Here is a 24,103-nt window from a genome sequence, read left to right as displayed (position 1 = left end):
GATTCGCGCCGGCCCTGCCTTTGCGTAAAGGCGGGGCCGTGCGCGAAAGGAGGGGATTGGAATGACTACCGCGCAGAAGCGAATGTATTCTTATCTGTTTTTGCTGCCGGCGGGTATCGTTTATTTCACGTTGTATTTGCTGCCGACCGTCATGTCGCTGTTCTTCAGCTTGACGCGCTGGACGTTGACCAAATGGGAATTTATCGGACTCGAAAACTATGTCATGTTTTTCGAGGAATCGTCGCTGCGGATCGGTTTTAAAAACACGCTTATTTACGCCGTCGTCACATGCGGCCTAAAGGTCGTTCTGGCGCTGCTGCTCGCGACGCTGCTGACGTCGAAAATTTGGTTCAAGGATTATTTCCGCTCCATGGTATTCTTCCCGACCTTGCTCAGCACGATTGCGGTCGGGATCGCCTTCAGTACGATGATGCACCCGACGCAGGGCGTCATTAACACGGCCTTGGCTGCGATCGGCATCGACGGTCCGGACTGGCTCGGCAATACGAAGCTGGCGCTGTACTCCGTCGCGCTGATCGACGTATGGAAGGGCGTCGGGATCGCGACCGTCATCTACATCGCGGGCATTCTGTCCATTCCGCGGCATTATTACGAAGCGCTCAAGATCGACGGAGGCAGCGCGTTCCGCGGCTTCTGGCACATTACGCTGCCGCTGAGCCGGCCCGCGATGAACTCGGTCATTATTTTGGCGTTTATCGGAGGTCTCCGAACGTTCGACTTGATCTGGGCAACGACACGGGGGGGACCGGGTTTCTCGACGGACCTCATCGCATCGATCATTTACAAGCAGTATCAAGCAGGCTTCTACGGTCTGGCGACAGCCGGCAACGTCATATTGTTTATCGGCATCTCGGCGCTGGCGTTCCCGCTGTACATGTTCCTGACGAGAAGGGAGGTAGACCTATGAGCGTTGCGGCACGGGAATTGCAAGCGGCTGAGCTGGGAAGCGGCGCTCGAACCCGCTCGCTATTGTACAAGGCGATTGTTACGCTGCTTATGCTGATCGTGTCTACGGCGGTCTTCTGGGTGCCCTTCTATTTCGTCATCGTCAATTCGTTCAAGTCGAACTCGGCGGCGGCGGCTATGAACATGTCGTGGCCCGAGACGGTGCATCTATTCGATAATTATTCGGCCGTGTTCGCCGCATCCGACTATATGCTCGTTCGGGCTTTTTATAACAGCACGCTTTTGACCCTGTTCTCCGTGGCCGGTCTCGTCCTCGTAAGTTCGCTGGCCGGTTTCGTGCTGCAGCGCCGCGAACGCACGAGAGGGGCATCCGCGCTCAACTTCCTGATCCTGGCCGGTCTGATGATCCCGCCGGCAATCGTGCCGACGATATGGGTGCTGAATTCGCTTGGCCTGTTCAAGACGCTGCTGGGCCTCACGCTCGTGGAAATCGCGCTCCACTTTCCGTTTTGCATCATTTTGTATAAAGCGTTCGCGGCGACGATTCCGAAGGATATCGACGAGAGCGCGTTCATTGACGGCTGCGGGGGGTTCAAGCTGTTTACCCGCATTGTTTTTCCTCTGCTGAAGCCGGTGACTTCGACGATTATCATCATTCAATCGGTCAACATTTTCAACGATTTCGTCAACCCGCTCTACTTCTTGCCGGGGGCGGAGAACGCGACGATCCAGCTGACGCTCTACAATTTCATGAGCATGTATTTGACGAAGTGGAATCTGCTGTTTGCCGACGTCGTGCTGATCTCGATTCCGCCGCTTATTCTGTTTCTGTTTTTTAACAAGCGCATTGTCGCGGGCATGACCGCCGGAGCCGTAAAAGGGTAAGCGAGTGGCGCGATCGCCAATGAAGTTGGCGCATTCCGCAATGATTGAAGCCAAGGAATCGATTAAGATAAAAGTACGATATGCGGCAAAGGAGGAAGGATATGGCGGAAAAACTCAGCTGGTACATGCCGGACGGCTTCTTGTCTCCGAAGAGCATGGGCAGCCGGATCGGACACGAGGCGGTATGTGTGCGCAATCTCGGGAACACGGATGCGCGAATCAAGCTTGCCGCGGCGCGGGAAGCGCTGGCCCCGTTCACGACCATAGCCTGCTTCGAGGAATAGAGGTATGGGCATGGCGCGGCATCTGCACAAATCGCAGTTCCTGCACGAGACGGAATGTCCTTTCAACATTGGCTTCTACGTTCACGACGCAGAGCGCATAACATCGGATCACTCGCATGATTTCGTGGAGCTCGTTTACGTATCGGACGGCGAGGCTCATCATTGGTTCGAGGGCCGGAGCTATCCGATCCGCGCAGGCGACGTATTCATCATTAACCCGGGAGAGGTGCATTCTTACAAAATCCAGCCGGGCCGGCGCCTCGAAATTATTAATTGCTTGTTTATGCCGGAATTGATCAGCGAAGCGATGCTGCGCGAATTGGGCGTATCGCGTTCGATGGACTATTTTTACGTGTACCCGTTCCTTGATGCAAGAGAGCGCTTTCACCATCGCTTGAACCTCGACGGAACGAAGATGGAGGAAATCGGCTCGCTGCTGAAGGCTATGATCGTCGAGTGGGAGCGGCACCGGGGCGGATATACGACGATCATTCGGCTGCAGCTGCTGCAGCTGCTGATCATGCTGTCGCGCTTTTACGCCGAAGGCGCCTGTTCGGACGACCGGCCGGCGGAGAAGGAGAGCACCGTCCTCGTCCGCCGCATCAACGGCTTTCTGGAAAGGCACTTCGATCAGAAGCTGGCGGTTCCGGATTTATGCGCGCTCTTCAGCATCAGCAACCGACAGCTAAACCGCGTGTTTAAACAGGAAACCGGCATGACGGTAACGGAACGCATTCATCATATCCGCATCGAACGCGCCAAGCAGTATTTGCTTGACGGACGAGACAAAGTCATCGAGATCGCGCATAAAGTCGGTTACGACGATCCTTCTTTTTTCACGCAGCTGTTTCGCAGGAAAGCGGGATGTTCCCCGGGGCAATTCCGGGAGCTGCATGCCAAATCAAATCGGAAGACGGAGGTCATCTCATGACGTTGAAAGTTGCGGTTGTCGGCGTGGGCAATATCGGTTCCATTCATGCGGGCGTATACAAGGATCATCCGAAGACGGAGCTTGTCGCCGTATGCGACATCGTGAAGGAGAAGGCGGACCAAGCGGCGCAAAAATTCGGCTGCCGGGCGTTCTACAGCGTGCGGGAAATGCTCGAAAGCGGCATTCAGCTAGACGCTTGCAGCGTCGCCACCAAAGGGGAAGAAAACGGCGGGGAGCATTTCGAGCCGACGATGGAGCTGCTGAACGCAGGAATTCCGGTGCTCGGCGAGAAGCCGATCTCGAACCGCGTCGAAGAAGGCGAAAAGATGGTGGCGCTTGCCAAGGAGAAGAAGCTGCCGTACGCCGTCAATCTGAACCATCGGTTCACGCCGGCCGCGGAGCTGGCGAAGCGCTGGGTCGAGGAAGGCCGGCTCGGGAAGCTCCATATGATCAACATGAAAATGTGGATCAACAATCCGGTGGAAACGTCGCCGTGGTTCCACCTTCGCGCGCTGCATCCGCACTCCTTCGACGTCATCCGGTACTTCTGCGGCGAGGTGAAGCGGGTGGCCGCATTCATGATGAAGGGCGAGGGGCGGAACATCTGGTCCAATGCCCAAATTATTATGGAGTTCGAAAACGGGGCGATCGGCAGCCTCGTCGGAAGCTACGACGCCGGTCCGAGCTACGGGCTGGAACGCTGCGAGCTGATCGGCTCCAAGGGCCGCTTCGTGCTTGAGGACGCATGCGAGCATCTTACGTTCTATCCGCGGCAGGGGATCGAGACGGAGACCTACAGCTATCTCGGCGGAATGCGCTCCTTCCCCGAGACGTTCAAGAGCCGGATAAGCGATTGGATCGAGCAGCTCGACGCCCAAACGCCTTACGACCAAATCAACGGCTCCGGCGAAGACGCGCTGCGCGCGCAGCGCATTATCGAGGCGGCGATCGAATCGTTCGAAACGGCCAGCGTCGTTGAACTTAACTGAAACGGGGGATATAAACGATGATCCGACTTGGCGTCAACTCGGTATTGTTTAAGGAGTACGACTTCGAAACGGCGGCAAGGCACATTCGGTTGTGCGGGTACGACGGGCTTGAAATCGCCGCGATCCAAGGGATGTGCGAGCATCTTGTGCTCGAGCGTTGGCGGGAGCAGGCTCCCGGGATCAGGCGGATCGCGGAGGAGCTGGACTTGAAGCTGCTTGCGATGGAGGTCGCTTCGTTAGACGAGCAGCGTCTGCAGCTCGCGTTCGAGGCTGCCCGCGAGCTCGGGACCCCCATCGTGAACGTTGGTCCGGGAGGCAAGTCGGACGCGGACGCGGATCTCGCCGCCTCGATCGAGAAGCTGGACCGCATGGCCCGATTGGCCGGCGAATACGGCGTTATGCTGTGCGTGAAAGCGCATGTCGGGCAATCCGTGTACAACACGCCGACGACGCTGCGGGCGATGGAGAGCATTACGGCCCCTTCCTTCGGCATCGATATGGATCCAAGCCATATTTACCGGGCGAACGAAAATCCGGAGGAGGCGCTCGCCGCGGTGGTCGGACGGGTGAAGCATGTCCATATCCGCGACTGTAAAGGACGCCAATCGGGTCCGGGTCCGATCGAATCGCAAGCCTGCGGGCGCGGCGACATCCGGCTCATCGATTATTGCAGGGTGCTCGTCGAGAGCGGGTACGACGGTCCGGTCAATCTGGAAGTGATCGGCGCGAACGGCCATACGCTGGCGCAGCTGACGGCGATCGCGGCGGAGAGCCGCGGCTTTCTGAACGCGGCGTTGAAGTCGCTGGGCGCGCGATAATTGTCGCGAAGGAGGAGTCTATTCGATGAATGAACAGAAACGGAAACGTCCGAATCTTCTGCTGCTCGGGATCGACAGCTTGCGCCGGGACCATATGAGCTGTTACGGCTACTCGCGGCTGACGACGCCGCATCTCGACCGGTTCAGCCGGGAGGGCGTGCTGTTCGAACGGCATTATTCCCCAAGCATTCCGACGACGCCCGGTTACGCGTCGATGCTGACGGGAATGGATTGCTTCGGAACGGACGTCGTGGCGCTCCGGCACGGCGGGCCGCTCGGGAATCACGTGAAGACGCTGGCGGAGCTGCTCGGAGAACAAGGCTACAATACGACTTGCGTCGGGTTTAGCGGGAACCCTTCCGCACGCGGCTTCGGCACGTATCTGGATTACGAGGCGTGGCTGCCGGACGAGACGGGGCGCTGTCCGAAGGCGGAAAATTTAAACGCCGTGACCCTTCCCGAGTTAAGGCGGCTTGCCGCGGACGAGAAGCCGTTCTTCTTATTCCTCCGCCATATGGATCCGCATTCGCCGTACTTGCCGCCGAAGCCGTTCGAGCGCATCTTTTACGGCGGGAACGAGAAGGATCCGGACAATCGCTCCCTGGAGCCGGTACTCGCGTTTAAGCCGTTCGCGGAGTATTTCGCCTCCTGGTTCCCGGAAGGCGTTACGGACAGCGAATACATCGACGCCCAATACGACGGAGCCGTGGCTTATATGGACGCCTCGATCCAGGCTCTCTTCGCCTTGCTGGAGGAGCTTGGCATCGTGGAAGAGACGCTGGTCGTCGTCACGTCCGATCACGGGGAAACGCTTAACGAGCACGACTGTTATTACGATCATCACGGTTTATACGAATCCAATCTGCAGGTTCCGCTTCTCATCCGCTATCCGGGCAAGCTGCCGGCCGGACGCAAGGTGAGCAGTCCGACGCAAATTAAAGATATTATGCCGACCATCCTGGAATTGCTCGGAATCGAAACCGGGCTTTCGTTCGACGGCAGAAGCTTGCTGCCGCTCGTTCGGGGAGAAGCGTACGTCCCGGAAAGCGAAATGTATATCACCGAGTGCACGTGGATGCGCAAGCACGGCTGGCGTACGCCCGAATGGAAATTGATTGTCGCGCTGGAGCCGGATTTGCATTTCAAGCCGGCCGTGGAGCTGTATAACATTGTTCGCGATCCGCTCGAGCGGCATAATCTGGCGGAACGGGAACCGGACGTCGTGAAGCTGCTGACCGCGAGGATGGAAGCGCATATCGCCTCGAGGGAGAAGGCGACCGGCCGCATCAATCCGATGTATACGAATTTGAATTGGCACGGCTTGGGGGCCGGACCGTTCGCCAGTTCGCAGCAGGCTTACGATTCCATGCAAATTCGTTCGGCGTCTTCGGCGAGAAAGCTGCAGGCGAAGGAAGCCAAGTAATGTCTTGGGGTACGGGAGGAAACGCGCGATGTTGAAGGCGGCGGTTATCGGGTTGAACCATATTGGACGGATCCATTGCCGAACCTATAAGGAGCATCCTTCCGCGGCGCTCGCGGCGGTGTGCGATTTGGACCGGGAGCTGGCGGATCGCGCGGCGGCGGAATTCGGCGCGAAGGCCTATTATGATATGAACGACATGCTGGAGCGGGAGGAGATCGATCTCGTCAGCGTGGCGACCGGCGGCGTCGAGAACGGATCGCATCATTACGCCCCGGCGATGGCGGCGATCGCGGCCGGCAAAAGCGTGCTTGTGGAGAAGCCGCTGTCCAACGATCTCGGCGAAGCGCGGGAGATGGTCGATTTCGCGAAGGAAAGAGGGGTGCGGCTCGCCTGCAATCTGAACCATCGGTTTACGCCGATGGCGCGCAAGGCGAAGGAATGGATCGACGCGGGCGATCTCGGTACGATCCTGTTCGCGAATATGAAGCTGACGATCGGCAATCCGAAAGAAACGAGTCCCTGGCTGCACATGAGAGCGCTCCATCCGCATTCGTTCGATGTGCTGCGCTATTTTGCGGGGGAGGCGCGGCGCGTGCAAGCGTTCATGACGAAGGCGCCGGGAAGAATCGTCTGGTCGACGGCCTCCGTTAACTTGGAATTCGAATCCGGGGCGGTCGGGCATCTTACGGGCAGCTATGACATGGACAACCGGCACCCGATCGAAAGCTGCGAGGTGGCCGGACATCGGGGACGTCTCGTGCTCGATAACGTGTACGAATCGCTTACGCTGTATCCTCACGGCCAAGAGGAGCAGCGCGCGTACCGCAATCCCGTATTGGGCGGTTTCCAAGGCTTCGACGCAACCTTCCGGGCGCGTCTGGATACGTTCATTCGGGAGGTAGAGGCGCAGGTTCCGCCGAACCGGATCGAAGGCTCGGGCGCCGACGGCCTCGCCGTGCAGGAAATCATCGAAGCGGCGATTCGGTCCCAGCTGGCGGGGGGCAAAGTGATCGACATCCGCGGCAGCTCGCAGTGAAACGGTCAACCGGTGCGGGGAGGAGATAGGATGGAACATAACTATAGCCCGGTATTCTGGTTCACCGGGTTATCGGGAGCGGGCAAGACGACCACGGCCGAAGCGCTGCTGCAAAGGCTGAAGTCCGAGGGCAAACGGGCGGAGCTGCTGGACGGCGACGTGCTGCGCGCGGTCATCTCCAAAGGGCTCGGCTTCAGCAGGGAAGACCGGATGGAAAACATCCGCCGCATCGTTTATATAAGCAAGCTGTTGTCGCGCAACGGGGTAATCGTTCTCGTGTCGGCCATTACCCCCTATCAAGCGATGCGGGATTACGCCCGGAGCGAGCTGCCGGGATACACGGAAATTTACGTGGATTGCCCGCTGGAGGAATGCGAGCGGCGCGACGTGAAGGGGCTGTACGCCAAAGCCCGCAGCGCGCAGCTGGCCAATTTTACCGGAGTGGGGGATCCTTATGAGGTTCCGCAATGTCCCGACCTCGTATTGCGAACGGATCGGACCACGCTGGAAGAGAACATGCAGCGAATACGCAAGCTTATATCAAGTAGCGGGCTGGAATGGAGGGGACCTGTGTGAATATCGTTTTCGTCTCGCTCGACACGCTGCGCGCTTCCCGTCTCGGCTGTTACGGCTACGGCAAACCGACGTCCCCTTATATGGACCGGATCGCCTCCGGGGGCGTATTGTTCGAGCGCGCGTACGCGGCCGACATACCGACGGAAGCGGCGCATACCGGCATTTTCACCGGGAAGCTCGGCATTCATACCGGCATCGTCTCCCACGGATCTCCGCTGACGCATTTGCCCAAGGGCGAACCGTGGCTTCCCGCTCTCCTGCGCTCGGAGGGGGTTGCGACGGCGGCGGTCGATAATTTGTACCAGCTGAAGGAATGGTTCGCCAGAGGCTTCCGGTATTATATCAATTCCGTCGGGAACGAGCGGCATATCGACGGACGCACGGTCAACGAGCTGGCGTTTCCTTGGATTCGGGAGCATAAGCGCGAACGCTTCTTCCTGTTTCTGCATTATTGGGATGCGCATACGCCTTACCTGCCCCCGAAGGAGTATGTCGCTCCCTTCTACGAAGAAGGGCGGGACCCGTTCGATCCGTCCAACCGGAGCATGGAGGAGGCCTATAACCATGCGGCGTATCCGTTCTTCAAGCATCATCATTACGACCGCTTGGGGGAAGTGACGGACACGGCGTATATCGACGCGTTATACGACGCCGAGGTGCGGTATTTGGACGACCGGCTGCGGGAGCTCGACGAGCTGTTGATCGCGGAGGGATTGTATGAGAATACGCTGCTCGTTCTGTTCGGCGATCACGGGGAAAGCATGACCGAGCACGGCATTTATTGGGATCATTGCGGCCTGTACGAAACGACGGTGAGAGTGCCGGTCATGATGAGATGGCCGGGCGTCATTCCCGCCGGGAGGAGGGTGACCGGTCTCGTGCAGCAGGTCGATCTTATGCCGACCGTCTTGGAAGCGGCCGGACTTCGGCCGCCTCCGTCCATCGACGGCAAGAGCTTGTGGCCAATCATTCGCGGAGAACGGGAAGGGACGCAGGATCGGATTTACTTGAGCGAATGCGCTTGGCAGGCTTCGCGCGGGCTCGTGACCGCCGACCATAAATTCATTCGAACTTATGATGCCGGGCCGTACGTTCGCGCTCCGAGAGAGCTATACGATCTGAGGGCCGATCCGGAGGAGACGGTCAACTTGGCGGAGAATCTGCCGGAGCTTAGCGCGCGGATGGAGCAAGAGCTCGAGCAATGGGTGGAGCGCGAGCTAGGCGGAAGGCCGGATCCGATGGCGGTGCAGCTTAAGGCGGGACTGCCGTTTCGGAACCGGATCGATCATATTTTGCGGCAATGCGGCCTCAGCTGGGAGGAGTGGATTCGGAATCCGCGCCGCCATCTGTTCGACGAGGCGCTGGCGAAGACTCGTTCGGTGGGGGGCGACCGCCAATGAATCGGACGGAGCGGCAAGGACGGCCGAACGTCCTGATCATCATGGCCGATCAGCTGCGGTACGATTGCCTTGGGTATGCAGGGTTGGTTCCCGTTGTAACGCCTCATATCGACCGGCTGGCGTCCGAGGGGATGTGGTTCGAGGCGGCGTTTTGTCATATCCCCGTCTGCGGCCCGTCCCGGCAATCGTTCGTCTGCGGACGGCGGCCCGACGCTTTCGGCGCGTTGTGGAACGCTTCGATGGGTCTTAAGGTGAGCTCGTTGGAGCCGACGGCGTATTCCTGGACAAGAACGCTCCGGGAGGGCGGATACCTCTGTGGTTATGTCGGCAAGTGGGATGTCCATCCGGACTATGATCCGTTAGCTTACGGGTACGAAGAATATATCGATACGCGCGCCCTGCACGGCGCTATGGTTCGGGAACGGTACCCTAAGCTCGCGTATGCGAACGGGTATTTCGGCGAGACGGATCCGCTTCCGCTGGAGCTGTCGTCCACGCATTGGACGGCGGCCAGAGCCGGCGAGCTGCTGGGCCGGCTCGCCTCGTCCGAAGGTCCCTGGCATCTGCGGGTCAACTTCGAAGAGCCTCATCCGCCGTGCCGACCGGCTGAGCCGTTCGCAGGGATGTATGGTCCTGAAGCTGCGGTGCCTTGGGGAAGCTTCGGAGAGACATTCGAGGGCAAACCGTATATCCAGAGGCAGCAGCTGCGAAGCTGGGGCATCGAGTCCTTCGGCTGGGAAGACTGGGCTCCCATCGTTGCCCGATATTACGCCGTCATCAGCCAGCTGGACGATGCAGTGGGGCGATTGTTGAAACAGCTGGACGATCTTGGTCTGCGGGACAGCACGTGGGTCGTCTTTACGACGGATCATGGCGATATGTGCGGCGGGCATCGGATGATGGATAAGCATTACGTCATGTACGAGGACGTCGTTCGGGTGCCGCTGGCGATGCGGTGGCCCGGCGTCATCCCGGCCGGACGGCGCACAAGCGAGATGATCTATCATCTGCTTGATTTGCCGCCAACGATATTGGACATTTGTCAGTTCTCTGCGCCGCAGGACCATCATTTTCACGGAAGATCATTTAAGAACCTCCTGGTGGAAGAGAAGCCCGATGAGTCCCGGCAGGAAATCGTCGCAAGCTATAACGGGCAGCAATTCGGGCTGTACACCCAGCGCATGATCCGCACGAAAGAGTGGAAATATGTTTGGAACTTGACCGACGTCGACGAATTGTACGATCTACGCCGCGACCCGCACGAGCTGCGCAATCGCATTGCCGATCCGGACGCGGTCCCCATCTTACGGGAATTGCGGACTCGCTTATACGAAGTATTGCGGCGGGACGGCGACCCGATGGTTCGGAACGATTGGCTGAAGCGGCAGCTGTTGGAGGGAGAAAAGTATTGATACGCCGAAAGCCGATCTTTAACCCGCCTACGAGCAAACGTCAACCGCGCCGAGATTTGGCCTGGCCATGGGCGGCGAGGAACGGACGAAACGCGAGATTGCGAAGGAACCGGACTTTTAGACGAAGCAACGTGTGCCGTAAGTCTCCTCGGACGGCGCTTTAATCCCAACATTATCCTGCTTTTGCGTAGCGGCGGCGAAGAAATATAGTATAATAAACCGTACGACCTATTCCGATATAGGAAATAAAGGCTGCCGAAACGTAAGGAGACATTATGGGAAACTATCATATTTGCGCCTTTTGCGGAAACCTTCACGAGAAAACGAATTATCATAACATGTGCAAAAGCTGCGAAGAAATGTATCATAAAATTCGCGACGTTGTAGTGGCTTATCCGGATACGATCGTGCTTGAAGTTTCAAACCTGACCGGAATCAGCGTAAGCCGCATTTTATCCTTTGTCAAAAACGGTTATTTCAGGATGACGGAAGGGACGATCGAGGTGCTCAAGTAGCGGCTTCGATTCGGACGACGATCATCCGTAATCCGAATACAAAAGGCGCCTTCAGCGTAGGGCGCTTTTTGTGTTTGGCGAATGTTACTTGATGAAATGCGGAGGGGTCCGCAAACGATGGTTCATGATGTATTGATTCTGAAAGCGCATTTCAATATAGAATAATTTTACAACACGAATATGCTGCTTGCGATCTGAATGTTGACTAGACAGCTAGAGGCAGTTATTTATCTGCTATGTTTCTTTTTTATGGGGTGACAAGAATGGCAAAGAGCGAAACGGCTCGTCGTTACGTGAGCCGTTTCGCTCTTTATTTTAAGAAACTTCTACAACCTTTCAATTAACGCCTTGATCGAGCTGTCGCTCTCCAGAGCCCGGATGATGAGCGTCACCGCTTCAGCGCGGGTAGTCGGGCGATTAGGCGCGTACGAAGAATCGGTCGTACCTTGCACGAGACCGGCCGAAGACGCCTGCTCAATCGCATTTGCTGCCCAATAGTCGCCGCTCACGTCCGTAAAGCTTGCCGGTTCGCCGGTCGCTAGCGCGTCAAGATTGAGCACGCGGGCAATGATTGCGACCATCTCGGCACGGGAGACCGGTTTATTCGGTTTAAAGCTGCCGTCCGCATAACCGTTTATAATTTCCTTGTCCGCCAAAGCGCCGATATAACCGGCGGCCCAATTCGAACCGGTATCGTTGAAGTCGGCCGAGGCCGGCTGCGGTTCCAGCGCGAATGCACGGGCAATCATGGCGGCGAACTCCGCTCTGGTGACAGACGCGTTCGGACGGAACGTATCATTCTCGTATCCCGTTATGATGCCCAGTTTCACTGCTTTCGCAATGAAGTCGCCGCCCCAGTGATCGCCGATATCGCTGAACGATTGGTCCCCGCCATTCGTTGCGGCGATGGCGTCGTTTACTGCTTTTAACACCTCATCCCGGCTGACCGCGTTCGATTGGAACGGATTCACACCGGTTTCCGGCGCCTGCGGGCCCTCCGTTCCATTGTTATCCGTATCGTTTGAAGAATCAGAGCCGGAATCGGAGTTGGAATCCGAATCCGAATCGTCGGAATCGGAATCCGAATCAGAGCTGGAGTCCGACGACGAAGTTACCTTCAATAGAATTTTATCGGATTGGTATACTACCCGAGCCTTGTACGAGCTTGGCAAGCCGTTAATCTCGACATCCACGAATTGTCCGGTCCGCTCATTCCCGTCATGGCTGATCAGGGTGATCGTTCCCTTGCCCGGCTTGTAATCATCAGTGAAATTCACTTCCAATGTACCGTTCGCATGGACTTCTCCGCGAGCTTCAAGCACATCGTCCGAGCTTGCCACATTCAGCTCCAGAGTACCTTCGGCGGCTTGGGTGAAGCTTCCGCCAATGATCCACTTTCCTGTCACATTCTCCGTAAGCGTTCCGCCGTTGTTGAGCACGTCGCCGCTGCCGAAGGCCGTGGCCGAGCCGCCCTCGAGCGTACCGGCGTTAAGCTCGGTGCCTCCGGAATAGGTGTTGCTGCCGAGCAGCGTCAAGGTGCCGGTTCCTTCCTTCGTCAGCTTGCCCGTGCCGGAAATATCGTTCCGCCAGCTATCGGCTGCATGGAATCCGCCTTTATAGGCATCCATCGTCACGGTAACGTCGTCGTTGAAGGCGCCGTAACCGTCTGCGGCAGCAAACAGGTTCAGACGTCCCCATCCTTCCGGATCGTCGAGCACCGGATAGCCGGACGGCAGGCCGGTCGTCGCCAGAACCTCGCGGCGCTGCTCCGCGCTCAAGTAAGGCTGGCGGGTTTCCAGCAGCACCTCGGCGCCTTTCGGCACGACCATAGGTTTCGTTGTGGAAGCGATCGGCGCAAAGCCGTAGGTCAAGCGCTCGGTAAATTCCTCTTTGTTTTTCTCGTAATCGCTGAAGCGGTCTTCCGCGGTGCCGGTTTCTTTCAACAGGATGTCATGAGCCTGGTCGTATGCGGCCTTCTTCAGCTCGGCATTATCCGGATCCGCCAGAGTAGCGGCTGCCAGCGCCGTAGCCATGACGCGTCCGCCCATGACGTCGAGCGGCGAGTGCATGCCGGCGACGATCCGGCTGTTGCCCATCTCGGAGGCCCGAGTCAGCAGCTCCTGAAACCGTTCTGGCACCGCATAGGCGAGGGCCAGCGAGGCGAGATACGAAGCGTTCGTATGTCCGCTCGGGAAGCCGCCGTCCGTAGCCGGAGTGGAGCTTCTGGCAGGAACCAGCGTAGGCACGATGACCGATTCGTCTAGCCACCGCCATGGACGCATATAGCTGTAATAGTTTTTGGCCGGGTTGGTCGAAGCGTAGTTGCCGCGCAGCGTGCCGATCAGATCGACCATCTTGCCGAGCTCGGAGTCGGAATTGCCGCCTTTGTTGGCACCGTTGCCGTCGCTGTATTTCACCGTCGTGGCATCGTCCGGGATGCTCGTAATGGTCGTGTACGTCCCGGATTTCTCGCGGTACACATCCGCCAGCGAACCGAGTCCGTCGGCGGCTCCGTAGGTTTGGTTGCGGCGGTCGTCGTAATAAGCCGCGATCTCCTCTTCCTCCGTGCGGGACTCGGCCAGATCGGCCACATATTGGATATTGTAGTCGAGCACTTCGCTGTTCAGCTTGGTGCCGTTGTCCCACGACGATCCCGGCTTCCACAGATCCAGGAACCCGGACAATACGCCGATCGCCGGGTTGGAATAGACATCCATATTAACGGAGGTGTTGTTCTTGTAGCTATCGACAAAATGTCCCCACGCCGGAGCTTCGGGCAGCTCGATTGAGGCTTCCGCCGGCGCCGCCATGGCGATATTGCCGGCAGCGGGATTAAGCAGCAGCAGCGCGCCCATCGCAGCCGATAACAGCTTGTACTTGGATTTGTCTTTCAAATCGAATCTACTCCTATCTTTTGGTTATCTTGATCCGATCCTGCGAAGGAGTAAGCGGCTTGTAACGCTTGCGCCTCCTCTGCCGAAGGGACCGGAATCGGTCTCAATGTAGCATCGGGGCACGCAATGCATCAATATAACAATTTCCCCTTTATAGCAGTTTGGGAGGAAGTGATCACCTATTTTACACTCGCCTAATAAAAGGCGGGTGCCGTTTTACATCCGTTTAATAAACATGCAGGATAATGGAGAACGACAATCGGGGAAACGTTTAGAGGGAGGGGGAACGGTATGAAAAAATGGAATTCCGTATTTGCTAATCTGGCTATTTCCTATATATCCATTGTGCTCGTTATCGTGCTCCTGCTCTGCTCGATCTTCTATATTTATTTCTCGGGCAATTATAAGGAGGAGCTGCGAAACCGAAATCAGTTGATTCTGGAGAACACCGCGCAAACGATAGAAACGGCAGTGCTCCAAAAAGCCCAGCAAGTATATTTGGATATTTCGCTCAACAAAAGCGTCAATGTACGGCTGTTTGCCGACGCTTCCTTTCAAAACAATCATAGCAAGGCGGTTGACCTGCAAGAATTGCTTAAATCGGAGGTCATCGGCAACTCGGACGTCCTGCAAGCGGTGCATCTGTATTATCCCGGACAAAATGTCATGTTATCGTCGCTCTACGGACTGAAATACAATGCGGACCAGGACAGCCGAATGGCTTATATGGCGGACTGGATCGACGGGATGCGAAACAATAAGCAGAGCAGTCTATGGACGTCGACTCGATTGGTTCCGCAAGATATTTACTCCAACTTGACCGAAGGCGGACGCGATGCCTTGATCACTTACGCCCATAGCTATCCGTTCCAAGCGTCGGGCGAGAGAAGCGACGTCATTATTGCGATTGACGTGAAGGAAAGCGCGATAAGAGAAATTATTCGCAATATGATGCCCATGCAATATGAAAATACGTTTATTCTGAATCGTTCCGGTCATGCGATATCGGATGCGGATAAGGAAAAATTAGCTTCCCGGAGCAGCGATGACGCACGTTTGATCATGGATGCGGCCGGCAGTTATAACGGTACGATCGATAGGAATACCCATGTCGTTTCCTATCAGACGCTTCCGTCGACCGGGTGGAAAATCTACAGCGTCGTTACTTCCGGCTCTTTCTATGAAAAGTCGATTTTCATACAGAAGCTGATCCTGGGCGTCTGCTTGCTGGCTATTCTGATCGGCCTCGTGTTGTCCGGCATTCTGGCCAAGGCGAATTACAGCCCGATCAAGCGGTTGACGGCCAAAATAAGAGGCCTGTTGGACCATGCTCCCGAACATGGCACCAACGAGTTCGGTCTGATCGATACCGCTTTCGTCAAGCTAAGAGATAAAGTCAACAGTCTGGAAGAGACGCTGGAGGCCAATAGCTCGGTTATTAAGCATAATGCCGTCCTCAATCTGCTCGGCAATTGCTATACGCCCGAGGAATGGGCGGAAGAGCGCCATTTTTTGGGGTTTTCGAGCGTATATAAACGCTACTGCTGCTTGATTCTGGATTCAAGCGAAGCTTTGGCCCGGTTAAGCTCCAGGAATATGCAGTATGCGGTGTACCGGATCATCAACCAATTGGAAGCCGTATCCCTGCCGGATTGCCGCATGATTGCCGAAGCGCTACCGGATCGGAAGGTTGTCGTCATTGTTTGCGCGAATCGAGAAAGCGAGGAGCTTCTGGAACAAATATCCCGATTTGTCATATCGGAGGGGAAGGAACAGCTGCGCTTGGATGTCCAAATCTCATGGGGGTCATGGGTGGAGGAGATGACCGATGTTCACAAGAGCTACAACGAGGCCCAAACCTTAATGAAATATGCTTATTTCCTGCCGGAGACCTCCATTCTGAAAGATCGCAAGCTGCTCGATCGGGATAGGAGCCCGGATGAAATCCCGCAAGCCGTTCTGGCGAAGTTTAAAGATAAATTGAACGCCCGGCAGCCGCAGGAGCTTGCGGCGGCTGTCGAACAGCTGGTCGCGGCGATGCGGGAAGGCATGTATTCGGCCGATCATTGCCGTTTTATCCTCGGAAATATCGTGTTCGTTTATTCCGATTATTTGAAGAGCGTTCGATATAAGCACCCCGGGCAGGAGAATCCGGATTTGTATAACCAGTTCGCCGGGCTGCACAACATCCGGGCTTTTCAAGCGTGGCTGGTGGATTCGGCAACATCGTTCATCGCGCATATGGAGAATCGGAACAGCGAACGGGCGGTGTCCAGCATTGAAGAGGCCAAGCAATACATCCGCGACCATCTCTCGGAGGATTTGTCCCTTGAGGCGGTTTCGGCGAAGGTGTTTCTCAGTCCCAAATATTTAAGCAAGCTATTTAAGGAAGAGATGGGCGTCACCTATACGGATTATGTCACTGGCCAGCGAATGGAGAGGGCTAAAGCGTTGCTTGAGAAAAACAACATGACGGTCGAGCAAATCGCGAATACGGTCGGCTACGCAACGGCGGCATATTTTATTAAGAAGTTCAAGGAAATGCACGGATGTACGCCGGGGAATTACTTGCGCAGCATCGCAAAGCAGGCGTAGCCGCTTCGGCTTGACGAAAGCGGGAGCGATAGTTTTAGGAGGGAGGTTGCCGCATGGAAAAAAAGAAATTACGTTGCGTATGGCGCGGCATGTGTGCATTAGTTACGGTTGCAACGGCGTTAGGTACAGTGAGCGGCTGTGCGGGGATCCCGATGTCCGCCTCCGAAGCGGAGCCCTCGCAGATCCCGGCGGCTTCCGGCGCTCCTCGGTACGATATCTCGTGGACCATGCATCAGAACCTTCCTGTCTCCGAGGATGCGGAGATGGTTCGGTACGTGGAACAGAAATTTAATGTTAATTTGCTGTTCTGGAATCTGGAGAACAATAAATATGAAGCGCTCCTGGACATGAAGCTGGCTCAAGGCTCGATTCCCGATTTGTTCAGGGTCAGACAGCCCCAGGATCTTCTTAAATATCAACAGCAAGGCGTGCTTGCCGAAATTCCGGAGGAGATGCTGGATAAGTACGCTCCGAACATTATGAAAGCGATCCGGGACAACGCGCCCGCCTATCAGGATTACGGCAAAATCGACGGAAAATATTACGGCATCCCGGTCATTAATCCGACGAATATTTATCGGATCCCCGTCGTTTACCGCAAAGATTGGCTGGATCATCTCGGCCTGCCGGTGCCCAACACGCTGGCCGAATTCGAAAAGGTCATCTATGCGTTCGCGAATGAGGATCCGGACGGCAACGGCGTAAAAGATACTTATGGACTGTCCAGCGAAGGAATGAACGTCGTCTTCGGCGCCTTCGGGCAAATTGTTTTCGCCGACCAGCTCTATTTTGGCGTTAAGAACCGGAAGCTGGTCGTAGGCGCCTTGCAGCCGGAGATGAAGGAGGCGCTGAAGTATCTTGTAAAGTGGTATCGGGACGGCGTCATCGATCCGGAGTTTATTACCGGGGAGAACAAGGGAGGCTACAAGCATCTTTCCCATTCCTTTATTCTAGGAACGATCGGTATGACCTCCATGGGAAATTACTATCATTGGATTCAAGACGGGGATTATTTCATATGGAATTCGAACGGCGAGGAGACTCCCGTCGAAGCGACGTTTAACGCGAAGGAATTAACCGCTATCAACCCAAGCGCCCGAATCGTGTTCGGCAGGCCCTTTTGCGGACCGGACGGCAAACGGGGCTCCAAAGCCTATGACATGCTGATGAGCTTCACGGCCATCGGAGCCGAAGCCGCCAAAGTGCCGGGCAAGATGGAGACGATCCTTCAAATTCTTGACTATGTGAGCGCCAATCCCGACCCGGATGAAGCCGCTTCGATGAAGTACGGCATCCAGGGAACGCACTGGCAGTGGGCCGGCGCCTTCAAGGAAGATGTGATTGTGCTTCCTCCTTACGACAAGACGTTCAGCTATCAGAACACGATCGGTACCGGACTAGGCATGACCGTTCCGCTTATGCCTACGGAAAAAAGGGAGAAATGGGCCGCAACCTTGAGGCTGGATCAGGACGGCATCTACAATGCGCTGGAGGTGGCGACCCCTTCGTTAATCAAATACGGACCCGAATTAATAAAGCTCAGAAACAAAGCTTATATCTCTATCATTACAGGCGATAAGCCTTTGGAGTATTTCGACGAATTCGTGAGCGAGTTTATGGCGGCCGGCGGCACGGAGGTGCTTCAGGAAGCCAATGAATGGTATAGCCGGCATGCCGCGAAGTAAATATTATTTTCGGTTAAAGTACTCGAACACATAATCGATGAAAGAACGGGCGGCTTTCGACAGGTAACGCTTGTTATGCCATACGATTTGGAAATGGCGCTTGCAATCCGGAGATTCGATCGACAGCAGATGAAGCGGGGAATTCGGGCCACCGCAATTGCCGACGAGCGCAACCCCAAGTCCGGCGGAGACAAGCTTGGCGATGGAGGGTGCGTCGTCCACTCTGCAGATGAAGCTCGGCGATATTCCCGCCGCGCGCAAAAATTCCTCATTCATGATTTGAAAATGGAAGCCTTCTTTATAACCGATAAACGGTTCATGAGCCACTTCGTTTAAACGGACGCTCCGGCGTCCCGATAATCGATGCCCGGGCGGAACGGCCAGATAAACATCCTCGTACAGGACGGACATCGAGCTGAAATCCGGTCTCGGCATAGGCAAAGGAGTAAAACAAAAATCCACTTCGCCGGCTTCGATGAGACGGGCCATCTCGTTCATAGACGCTTGCGTGATCCGGAAATGAACATTCGGATGCAGAGAAACGAAAGCGTTCAGCGGTTCCGACAAACGATCGAGAGAAGACGTCGCTAAGTGAATGCTTCCTTGCTCCAAGCCGGCGAGATCGGCTACTTCCTTTTGCCCCTCTTCCAAGAGCGCAAGCGCCGCCTCCACTTTATTCAAAAACGCCTTGCCGAACGTATTGAGCCGAATTTGCCTGCCTTCCCGGTCGAACAGCGGCACGCCCAGATTTTTCTCCAGCCGGGCGATCGTCTTGCTGAGAGCCGGTTGGGCGATACGCAGTTGTTCCGCCGCTTTGGACATATGTTCCAATTTGGCAACCGTTCGGAAGTATTGAAGCTGCAGCAGCTCCATCTTTGGCCTCCTTATATACTCAAGGGAATGAATTACATATAACAAGATATATTTTTATATATTGATTATCCGCAATAAAATAAAACTATGCAAGAGTAATGTAAGCCTTCCCGGGAAGAAGCCCTTGCCTCAATTACATGACTCTTCAGAATGAAGCTTACAGAAAGCAGGATGAAAAAAATGGAAAGCGGCGCCGAGCGGCAAACAGGAGAACGCCTCATTCGAGTTCTCGCATTCACGCTAGTCGTCTCCGTCATGAGTGCGACGATGTTTAATATCGTTTTGCCCGAAATTCGTGCGGAATTTCAGCTTACTTTCGCTCAAGTGAGCTGGGTCACGTCAGCGTTTTTATTAATCTATGCCATTGGAACGGTCATCTACGGGAAACTTGCCGACATCTACAAGCTGAAAGATTTGCTGACGTTCGGCTTGATCTTTTTTTCCGTCGGTTCGATGATCGGCCTGGCTGCGCAAGCTTACTGGATGGTTCTGCTCGGCCGAATCTTGCAGGCGGCGGGGGCGGCGGTCATTCCGGCAACGAGCGGCATTATCCCGGTTCGTTATTTTCCGCCGGAGAGCAGGGGGAGAGCTTTGGGATTATCGATGACCGGCTTGGCGATCGGCAGCGCCATCGGCCCGGTTGTCGCCTCGTTGCTCATGAGTATCGTCCATTGGCGATGGTTGTTCTGCATTCCGCTTTTGACATTGATCGCGTTGCCCTATTATCGCAAATATTTGGACGACGAACGCAGCAAAGCGGGCAAAGTCGATTGGCTGGGCGGCGGACTGCTTGCCGGAACGGCCGCACTGCTGCTGCTGGCGATTACGAATGAAACGTGGCTTCCGTTTATCGGCTGCCTAGTTCTATTCGTTTTGTTTATGATCCGAATCCGTTTCTCGGCGAACCCGTTCATTCGGCTCGAACTGTTACGGAATAAAAGCTATACGCTAGTGCTTGCGATGGCATTCCTGAACTCGGGAATCGGCTACTCGCTTTCTTTTCTTAGCCCTCAGCTGCTAACTCAGGTCAATCATCTGGCCCCGCATCTGGTCGGCTTCGCGATGGTCCCGGCTGCCGTCACGACCGCCATGCTGGGCCGGAAAGCGGGGAAGCTGGCGGATGAAAAAGGGAATCCTTACGTCTTTTACACGGCCTCTTCGCTGTTATTGACTTGTTTCCTATTGCTTTCATCCTTTGCGGGCATCTCGCCGGCCTATATGGCTTTGTTTCTGATCCTGGGCAATGTGGGGCTATCCTATATGATGATCGCGCTGTCGAATACGATATCCCGGGCGTTGCCGCAAGAGCAGATCGGGGTAGGGATGGGACTCTTGTCGATGCTGAACTTTATTGCCGGGGCCGTTTCCGCAAGCGTCTATAGCACAAGTGTCGATCGGGGCGCAAGCTTCGGCTGGAATGCGGTCAATACGAGCCCGGCCGCGTACGTTTACAGCAATATTTATTTGGTTCTGGCCGTCTTGCATGTGCTGATTTTATTGTTCTATTATTTTCAGTTCGGCCGAAAAGACCGCAGGAGAAAAAGGCGAGTGAGCGGCTTCGTTCATGAAGCAAATCAGCACCGTTAAACATTCTGACCTAAAACTAAGGAGGACTATAAATGAGAGCTGCAGCATTTACTTCGTTTGGAGGACCGGAAGTCATGAAGGCGATGGAGGTGCCGGATCCGCATGCGGGACCGGGTCAAGTTCGGGTGCGCGTCAAAACGGCCGGCGTGCAGCATTATGACTGCGCGATCCGCAGCGGCTGGACGCCGTCTTATGGCGTGACCGTAAAACTGCCGCAAATTCCAGGCAATGAATTCGCGGGTGTAATCGACGAAGTCGGGGACGGCGTAACCGGCTTCTCCGCAGGCGACGAAGTGCTTGGATTTGCCATGCTAAACTGCTATGCCGAATACGTGGTTGCCGGTACCGATCAGATCGTCGCGAAGCCCCGAACGATGACCTGGGAAGTCGCCGGCGGATTGACCGGCAACGGCCAAGGCGCTTATATCGCCTTGAAGGCGATCGGCGTTGCACCGGGCGATACCGTCCTGATCAACGGCGCCGCCGGCTCGTTAGGCTCTATCGCCGTACAGCTGGCGAAGGAGTGGGGGGCCAAGACGGTTATCGGCACGGCGAGCGAGAACAACCATGACTTTGTCCGTTCGCTCGGCGCCGTCCCGGTTACGTACGAGGAAGGATTAGCCGAGCGGATTCGGAACATCGCGCCGGACGGAATCGATTGCGCCTTCGATACGGCCGGAGGCGAAGGGCTGTATGCGGCGGTCGAATTAGTCGAGAACAGGGAGCGCATCTGCACCTTCTATGCCTACGACCTTGTGGAGGAGCTTGGGCTTCGCGTCGTCCGGGGCGAACGTTCGGCAGCCCGCCTGGCAGAGCTGGCGGAACTGCATACGCAAGGCAAGCTGCACATCCATATCAGGGAGGTATTCCCGCTGGAGCGGGCGGCCGACGCGCATCGGGCAATCGAAAGCCGGCACGGCCGCGGAAAAATCGTGTTGAAGGTGGATTAATCTTTAGAGCGCTACTTGCCTTTTCGAAAGTGCAACGGCGCGTATCCGGTAACGGATTTAAACACCCGGCCGAAATGCGTTACGCTGCCGAAGCCTACTTTTGCGGCGATATGGTACACCTTCATGGAGGACTGCTCCAGAAGCTTTTTCGCTTCCTTGATTCTGACGCTGTTCAAATATTCGACGAACGTAAAGCCCGTCGCTTCTTTAAAAAAACGGCTTAAATAATAGGGACTGACGTAAAATTTCTCCGCCAGCAAATGCAGCGACATGTCCTCCATATAATGGCTGTTGATATAACGGACAATCTCCGAAATTCTTTCATGCATGGGGCTTGGCGATTCCGGCGGCCTCATGCTGTTTTGTTTCACATGCCGGCAGCATATAAGGAGCAGCTGCATAACCAACGTTTGGGCATACATTTCGAAGCCGGGCTTCTTATCCATTGTTTCCTTCATAATCCCTTGCGCAAGCGCCTCGACGGTCAGCCGGTCCTGCAGGGAACATTTTACGATGACGTATTCCTTCTCGAGCAGCAGCTTCAGAATGTCGGCGTAAGGACTGTTCAAGGCCATATATCTCTCGTGAATGTTGACGATTAACCGCTCATGCTTCGGCTTCGGCGCATTGGTCGTCCGATGCAGGACGTTCGGAGCGACGATGACGATATCGCCTTCGTTGATGACCAGCGTGCGATCCTTAATAAAAAATTCCCGTTCGCCGGACATCAAATAATAGATTTCATACGTGCTGTGAAAATGGCTGGCCGGCATATGGTGGCTTTGCGCCTTCCGGTGGGATACCGAGAAATCCTCGGCGTTCCCGAAAAAAATCGTTTCTTCTCCCGTCATATCCCCCCGCATCCTCTCCTGTTGATCCATTCTATTATACGACTTCTATCCATCCTCGCAAAATATAAGAAGAATTCGCGGAAAACCGCAAAAAACGTACATATTGAAGTGCTACTATAAACTTGTAAATGAAAAGGAGGAATGAACGAGATGATTGCTGCAATGACCCCGCTTGAATGGGCGGAAAAGGCTTGCGACACGCTGATGAACAAGTTTGAGCCGGAGAAGCTTCCGCCGGACCGCTTTCACTACCATCAGGGCGTTTTTTTATCCGGTATGGAAAAATGCTGGAGAGCAAGCGGCAAACAAAAGTATTATGAATATATTAAACGGTGGGTGGACAGCCACGTTCTTGCGGACGGCAGCATCAAGAAGTACAACTCCGACGAGCTGGACGATATTCAGCCGGGCGTGCTTCTCTTTAACCTGTATGAACAAACGGGAGACGAACGGTATAAAAAAGCTCTGCATACGCTTGTTCCGCTCTTGAAATCCTGGAGAACGAACCCGTCGGGCGGTTTCTGGCATAAAGGAAATTGCCAGAATCAAATGTGGCTGGACGGGCTGTATATGGCGGGGCCGATCGCCGTCCGTTTCGGGAGTGCGTTCGGCGAGAGCGAATATTTCGACATGATGGCTTATCAGGCGATATTGATGGCGAGGCATACGAAGGACCCGGTCACCGGCCTGATGTATCACGGGTGGGATGAGACCAAGCAAGCGCGTTGGGCCGACCCCGTTACGGGCTTGGCTCCGGAGTTCTGGGGCCGCGCGATCGGCTGGTACCCTGTCGCCATGCTCGAGATGTTCGACTACCTGCCCGACAATCATAAGGACAAAGCGGAAATGGTCGGCATTCTTCAAGATTTGCTTATCGCCTTGACGAAATATCAGGATCCCGTGACCGGATTATGGTTCCAGGTCGTCGACAAAGGCGACCGGCCGGATAATTGGCGGGAAGTCTCCTGTACGGCATTGTATGTTCATGCCATTGCCAAAGCGGTCCGGCTCGGCTATCTGGACGCCAAGTATATGGAGCATGCGCGGAAGGGTTATCAAGGAGTGATCGATACGGTGAAGTTCGATGCGGACGGCAACGCGATCATCGGACAGATCTGCATCGGCACCGGAATCGGCGATTACGCTCACTACATCGCCCGGCCGACCAGCGAAAACGATCTGCACGGCGTCGGCGCTTTTCTCTACATGTGCGACGAAATGAATCGGGCGGAGATTTGAAAAACGATTCAGTTGCTGTCCTCCCGAGCGGCAAGCGGCAGGTCATTGACGTACGCCAAATTAAAAACCCCCTGTCCCGGCACAAATCCGGTCGGGGGGTTATTCGTTATTGTCTCTTTAAATAATTTTTAATTGTTCCTTCGCTCATGAACAGTTCCGGTTATACGAACGTGTGAATTGCATCCTTCCGATATTTTAGCTATACTCGAATTAAGAAGTTATTGATTAGTCAC

Annotated in this window: 20 protein-coding genes; 17 read left to right on the top strand and 3 right to left on the bottom strand. The window is 55.4% G+C overall.

What is annotated here, in order from left to right; translation table 11 throughout:
- Window positions 1-61 precede the first annotated feature (61 nt).
- From ACFSW5_RS03980 to ACFSW5_RS03925, 12 genes are all read left to right on the top strand, one after another.
- On the top strand, window positions 62-928 hold the full coding sequence (locus ACFSW5_RS03980; protein WP_379270110.1) for a carbohydrate ABC transporter permease: 867 nt from the start codon (window positions 62-64) through the stop codon (window positions 926-928).
- Window positions 925-1,812 carry a carbohydrate ABC transporter permease gene (locus ACFSW5_RS03975; protein WP_379270109.1) on the top strand — a complete coding sequence of 296 codons (888 nt, stop codon included), beginning with the start codon at window positions 925-927 and terminating at the stop codon, window positions 1,810-1,812. The genes ACFSW5_RS03980 and ACFSW5_RS03975 overlap by 4 nt, the downstream gene beginning before the upstream one ends.
- Window positions 1,813-1,913: 101 nt before the next feature.
- Window positions 1,914-2,096: a hypothetical protein gene (locus ACFSW5_RS03970; protein ID WP_379270108.1), complete on the top strand. Its 183-nt coding sequence runs from the start codon at window positions 1,914-1,916 to the stop codon at window positions 2,094-2,096.
- 10 nt (window positions 2,097-2,106) lie between these two features.
- Window positions 2,107-3,027, top strand: a complete 921-nt coding sequence (locus tag ACFSW5_RS03965; RefSeq protein WP_379270107.1) for a helix-turn-helix domain-containing protein — start codon at window positions 2,107-2,109, stop codon at window positions 3,025-3,027.
- Window positions 3,024-4,016, top strand: coding sequence for a Gfo/Idh/MocA family protein (locus tag ACFSW5_RS03960; RefSeq protein WP_379270106.1), 993 nt, complete (start codon window positions 3,024-3,026; stop codon window positions 4,014-4,016). The genes ACFSW5_RS03965 and ACFSW5_RS03960 overlap by 4 nt, the downstream gene beginning before the upstream one ends.
- 17 nt (window positions 4,017-4,033) lie before the next feature.
- Window positions 4,034-4,834 (top strand): sugar phosphate isomerase/epimerase family protein, encoded by an 801-nt coding sequence (locus tag ACFSW5_RS03955; protein WP_379270105.1) that lies wholly within the window; start codon window positions 4,034-4,036, stop codon window positions 4,832-4,834.
- A gap of 25 nt (window positions 4,835-4,859) precedes the next feature.
- Window positions 4,860-6,257: a sulfatase family protein gene (locus tag ACFSW5_RS03950; RefSeq protein WP_379270104.1), complete on the top strand. Its 1,398-nt coding sequence runs from the start codon at window positions 4,860-4,862 to the stop codon at window positions 6,255-6,257.
- 28 nt (window positions 6,258-6,285) lie between these two features.
- On the top strand, window positions 6,286-7,293 hold the full coding sequence (locus ACFSW5_RS03945; protein WP_379270103.1) for a Gfo/Idh/MocA family protein: 1,008 nt from the start codon (window positions 6,286-6,288) through the stop codon (window positions 7,291-7,293).
- Between the two features lie 30 nt (window positions 7,294-7,323).
- Complete coding sequence (cysC, locus tag ACFSW5_RS03940; protein WP_379270102.1) at window positions 7,324-7,869, top strand: adenylyl-sulfate kinase; 546 nt, start codon at window positions 7,324-7,326, stop codon at window positions 7,867-7,869.
- Window positions 7,866-9,269 (top strand): sulfatase family protein, encoded by a 1,404-nt coding sequence (locus ACFSW5_RS03935; protein WP_379270101.1) that lies wholly within the window; start codon window positions 7,866-7,868, stop codon window positions 9,267-9,269. The genes cysC and ACFSW5_RS03935 overlap by 4 nt, the downstream gene beginning before the upstream one ends.
- Window positions 9,266-10,681, top strand: a complete 1,416-nt coding sequence (locus ACFSW5_RS03930; RefSeq protein WP_379270100.1) for a sulfatase-like hydrolase/transferase — start codon at window positions 9,266-9,268, stop codon at window positions 10,679-10,681. Before ACFSW5_RS03935 ends, ACFSW5_RS03930 begins: the two co-directional genes overlap by 4 nt.
- 275 nt (window positions 10,682-10,956) lie before the next feature.
- Window positions 10,957-11,196, top strand: coding sequence for a hypothetical protein (locus ACFSW5_RS03925; RefSeq protein WP_379270099.1), 240 nt, complete (start codon window positions 10,957-10,959; stop codon window positions 11,194-11,196).
- A 326-nt stretch (window positions 11,197-11,522) separates the two neighbouring features.
- Here the strand turns inward: ACFSW5_RS03925 and ACFSW5_RS03920 are convergent, their stop codons facing one another.
- On the bottom strand, window positions 11,523-14,051 hold the full coding sequence (locus ACFSW5_RS03920; RefSeq protein WP_379270132.1) for an S-layer homology domain-containing protein: 2,529 nt from the start codon (window positions 14,049-14,051) through the stop codon (window positions 11,523-11,525).
- A 330-nt stretch (window positions 14,052-14,381) separates the two neighbouring features.
- Between ACFSW5_RS03920 and ACFSW5_RS03915 the strand changes: the two genes are divergently transcribed.
- Both ACFSW5_RS03915 and ACFSW5_RS03910 read left to right on the top strand, forming a co-directional pair.
- Complete coding sequence (locus ACFSW5_RS03915; protein ID WP_379270098.1) at window positions 14,382-16,685, top strand: helix-turn-helix domain-containing protein; 2,304 nt, start codon at window positions 14,382-14,384, stop codon at window positions 16,683-16,685.
- Window positions 16,686-16,738: 53 nt separating this feature from the next.
- Window positions 16,739-18,370 (top strand): extracellular solute-binding protein, encoded by a 1,632-nt coding sequence (locus tag ACFSW5_RS03910; RefSeq protein ID WP_379270097.1) that lies wholly within the window; start codon window positions 16,739-16,741, stop codon window positions 18,368-18,370.
- A gap of 3 nt (window positions 18,371-18,373) precedes the next feature.
- Here the strand turns inward: ACFSW5_RS03910 and ACFSW5_RS03905 are convergent, their stop codons facing one another.
- A complete protein-coding gene (locus ACFSW5_RS03905) occupies window positions 18,374-19,243 on the bottom strand; it encodes a LysR family transcriptional regulator (protein ID WP_379270096.1) in 870 nt (289 codons plus the stop codon).
- A 180-nt stretch (window positions 19,244-19,423) separates the two neighbouring features.
- Here ACFSW5_RS03905 and ACFSW5_RS03900 point away from each other — a divergent pair, with 180 nt between their 5' ends.
- Together ACFSW5_RS03900 and ACFSW5_RS03895 are read left to right on the top strand one after the other, a co-directional pair.
- Window positions 19,424-20,830 carry an MFS transporter gene (locus ACFSW5_RS03900; protein WP_379270095.1) on the top strand — a complete coding sequence of 469 codons (1,407 nt, stop codon included), beginning with the start codon at window positions 19,424-19,426 and terminating at the stop codon, window positions 20,828-20,830.
- 32 nt (window positions 20,831-20,862) lie between these two features.
- On the top strand, window positions 20,863-21,780 hold the full coding sequence (locus tag ACFSW5_RS03895) for an NADP-dependent oxidoreductase (RefSeq protein WP_379270094.1): 918 nt from the start codon (window positions 20,863-20,865) through the stop codon (window positions 21,778-21,780).
- Between the two features lie 11 nt (window positions 21,781-21,791).
- Here the strand turns inward: ACFSW5_RS03895 and ACFSW5_RS03890 are convergent, their stop codons facing one another.
- The gene (locus tag ACFSW5_RS03890; RefSeq protein WP_379270093.1) at window positions 21,792-22,631 is read right to left on the bottom strand and encodes a helix-turn-helix domain-containing protein; all 840 of its coding nucleotides are present in this window, start codon (window positions 22,629-22,631) and stop codon (window positions 21,792-21,794) included.
- A 150-nt stretch (window positions 22,632-22,781) separates the two neighbouring features.
- Between ACFSW5_RS03890 and ACFSW5_RS03885 the strand changes: the two genes are divergently transcribed.
- The gene (locus tag ACFSW5_RS03885; RefSeq protein ID WP_379270092.1) at window positions 22,782-23,870 is read left to right on the top strand and encodes a glycoside hydrolase family 88/105 protein; all 1,089 of its coding nucleotides are present in this window, start codon (window positions 22,782-22,784) and stop codon (window positions 23,868-23,870) included.
- Window positions 23,871-24,103 lie beyond the last annotated feature (233 nt).

The organism is Paenibacillus thailandensis (assembly GCF_042685365.1).
GTDB classification, from domain to species: domain Bacteria; phylum Bacillota; class Bacilli; order Paenibacillales; family Paenibacillaceae; genus Paenibacillus_AP; species Paenibacillus_AP thailandensis.
This window is presented reverse-complemented; position numbering and strand designations above follow the sequence as displayed.

Excerpts from the sequence above, each read along its gene's own strand:
- ACFSW5_RS03980 (WP_379270110.1), top strand. The coding sequence starts at position 62 with ATGACTACCGCGCAGAAGCGAATGTATTCTTATCTGTTTTTGCTGCCG.
- ACFSW5_RS03975 (WP_379270109.1), top strand. The coding sequence starts at position 925 with ATGAGCGTTGCGGCACGGGAATTGCAAGCGGCTGAGCTGGGAAGCGGC.
- ACFSW5_RS03970 (WP_379270108.1), top strand. The coding sequence starts at position 1,914 with ATGGCGGAAAAACTCAGCTGGTACATGCCGGACGGCTTCTTGTCTCCG.
- ACFSW5_RS03965 (WP_379270107.1), top strand. The coding sequence starts at position 2,107 with ATGGCGCGGCATCTGCACAAATCGCAGTTCCTGCACGAGACGGAATGT.
- ACFSW5_RS03960 (WP_379270106.1), top strand. The coding sequence starts at position 3,024 with ATGACGTTGAAAGTTGCGGTTGTCGGCGTGGGCAATATCGGTTCCATT.
- ACFSW5_RS03955 (WP_379270105.1), top strand. The coding sequence starts at position 4,034 with ATGATCCGACTTGGCGTCAACTCGGTATTGTTTAAGGAGTACGACTTC.
- ACFSW5_RS03950 (WP_379270104.1), top strand. The coding sequence starts at position 4,860 with ATGAATGAACAGAAACGGAAACGTCCGAATCTTCTGCTGCTCGGGATC.
- ACFSW5_RS03945 (WP_379270103.1), top strand. The coding sequence starts at position 6,286 with ATGTTGAAGGCGGCGGTTATCGGGTTGAACCATATTGGACGGATCCAT.
- cysC (WP_379270102.1), top strand. The coding sequence starts at position 7,324 with ATGGAACATAACTATAGCCCGGTATTCTGGTTCACCGGGTTATCGGGA.
- ACFSW5_RS03930 (WP_379270100.1), top strand. The coding sequence starts at position 9,266 with ATGAATCGGACGGAGCGGCAAGGACGGCCGAACGTCCTGATCATCATG.
- ACFSW5_RS03925 (WP_379270099.1), top strand. The coding sequence starts at position 10,957 with ATGGGAAACTATCATATTTGCGCCTTTTGCGGAAACCTTCACGAGAAA.
- ACFSW5_RS03920 (WP_379270132.1), bottom strand. The coding sequence starts at position 14,051 with ATGGGCGCGCTGCTGCTGCTTAATCCCGCTGCCGGCAATATCGCCATG.
- ACFSW5_RS03915 (WP_379270098.1), top strand. The coding sequence starts at position 14,382 with ATGAAAAAATGGAATTCCGTATTTGCTAATCTGGCTATTTCCTATATA.
- ACFSW5_RS03910 (WP_379270097.1), top strand. The coding sequence starts at position 16,739 with ATGGAAAAAAAGAAATTACGTTGCGTATGGCGCGGCATGTGTGCATTA.
- ACFSW5_RS03905 (WP_379270096.1), bottom strand. The coding sequence starts at position 19,243 with ATGGAGCTGCTGCAGCTTCAATACTTCCGAACGGTTGCCAAATTGGAA.
- ACFSW5_RS03900 (WP_379270095.1), top strand. The coding sequence starts at position 19,424 with ATGGAAAGCGGCGCCGAGCGGCAAACAGGAGAACGCCTCATTCGAGTT.
- ACFSW5_RS03895 (WP_379270094.1), top strand. The coding sequence starts at position 20,863 with ATGAGAGCTGCAGCATTTACTTCGTTTGGAGGACCGGAAGTCATGAAG.
- ACFSW5_RS03890 (WP_379270093.1), bottom strand. The coding sequence starts at position 22,631 with ATGACGGGAGAAGAAACGATTTTTTTCGGGAACGCCGAGGATTTCTCG.
- ACFSW5_RS03885 (WP_379270092.1), top strand. The coding sequence starts at position 22,782 with ATGATTGCTGCAATGACCCCGCTTGAATGGGCGGAAAAGGCTTGCGAC.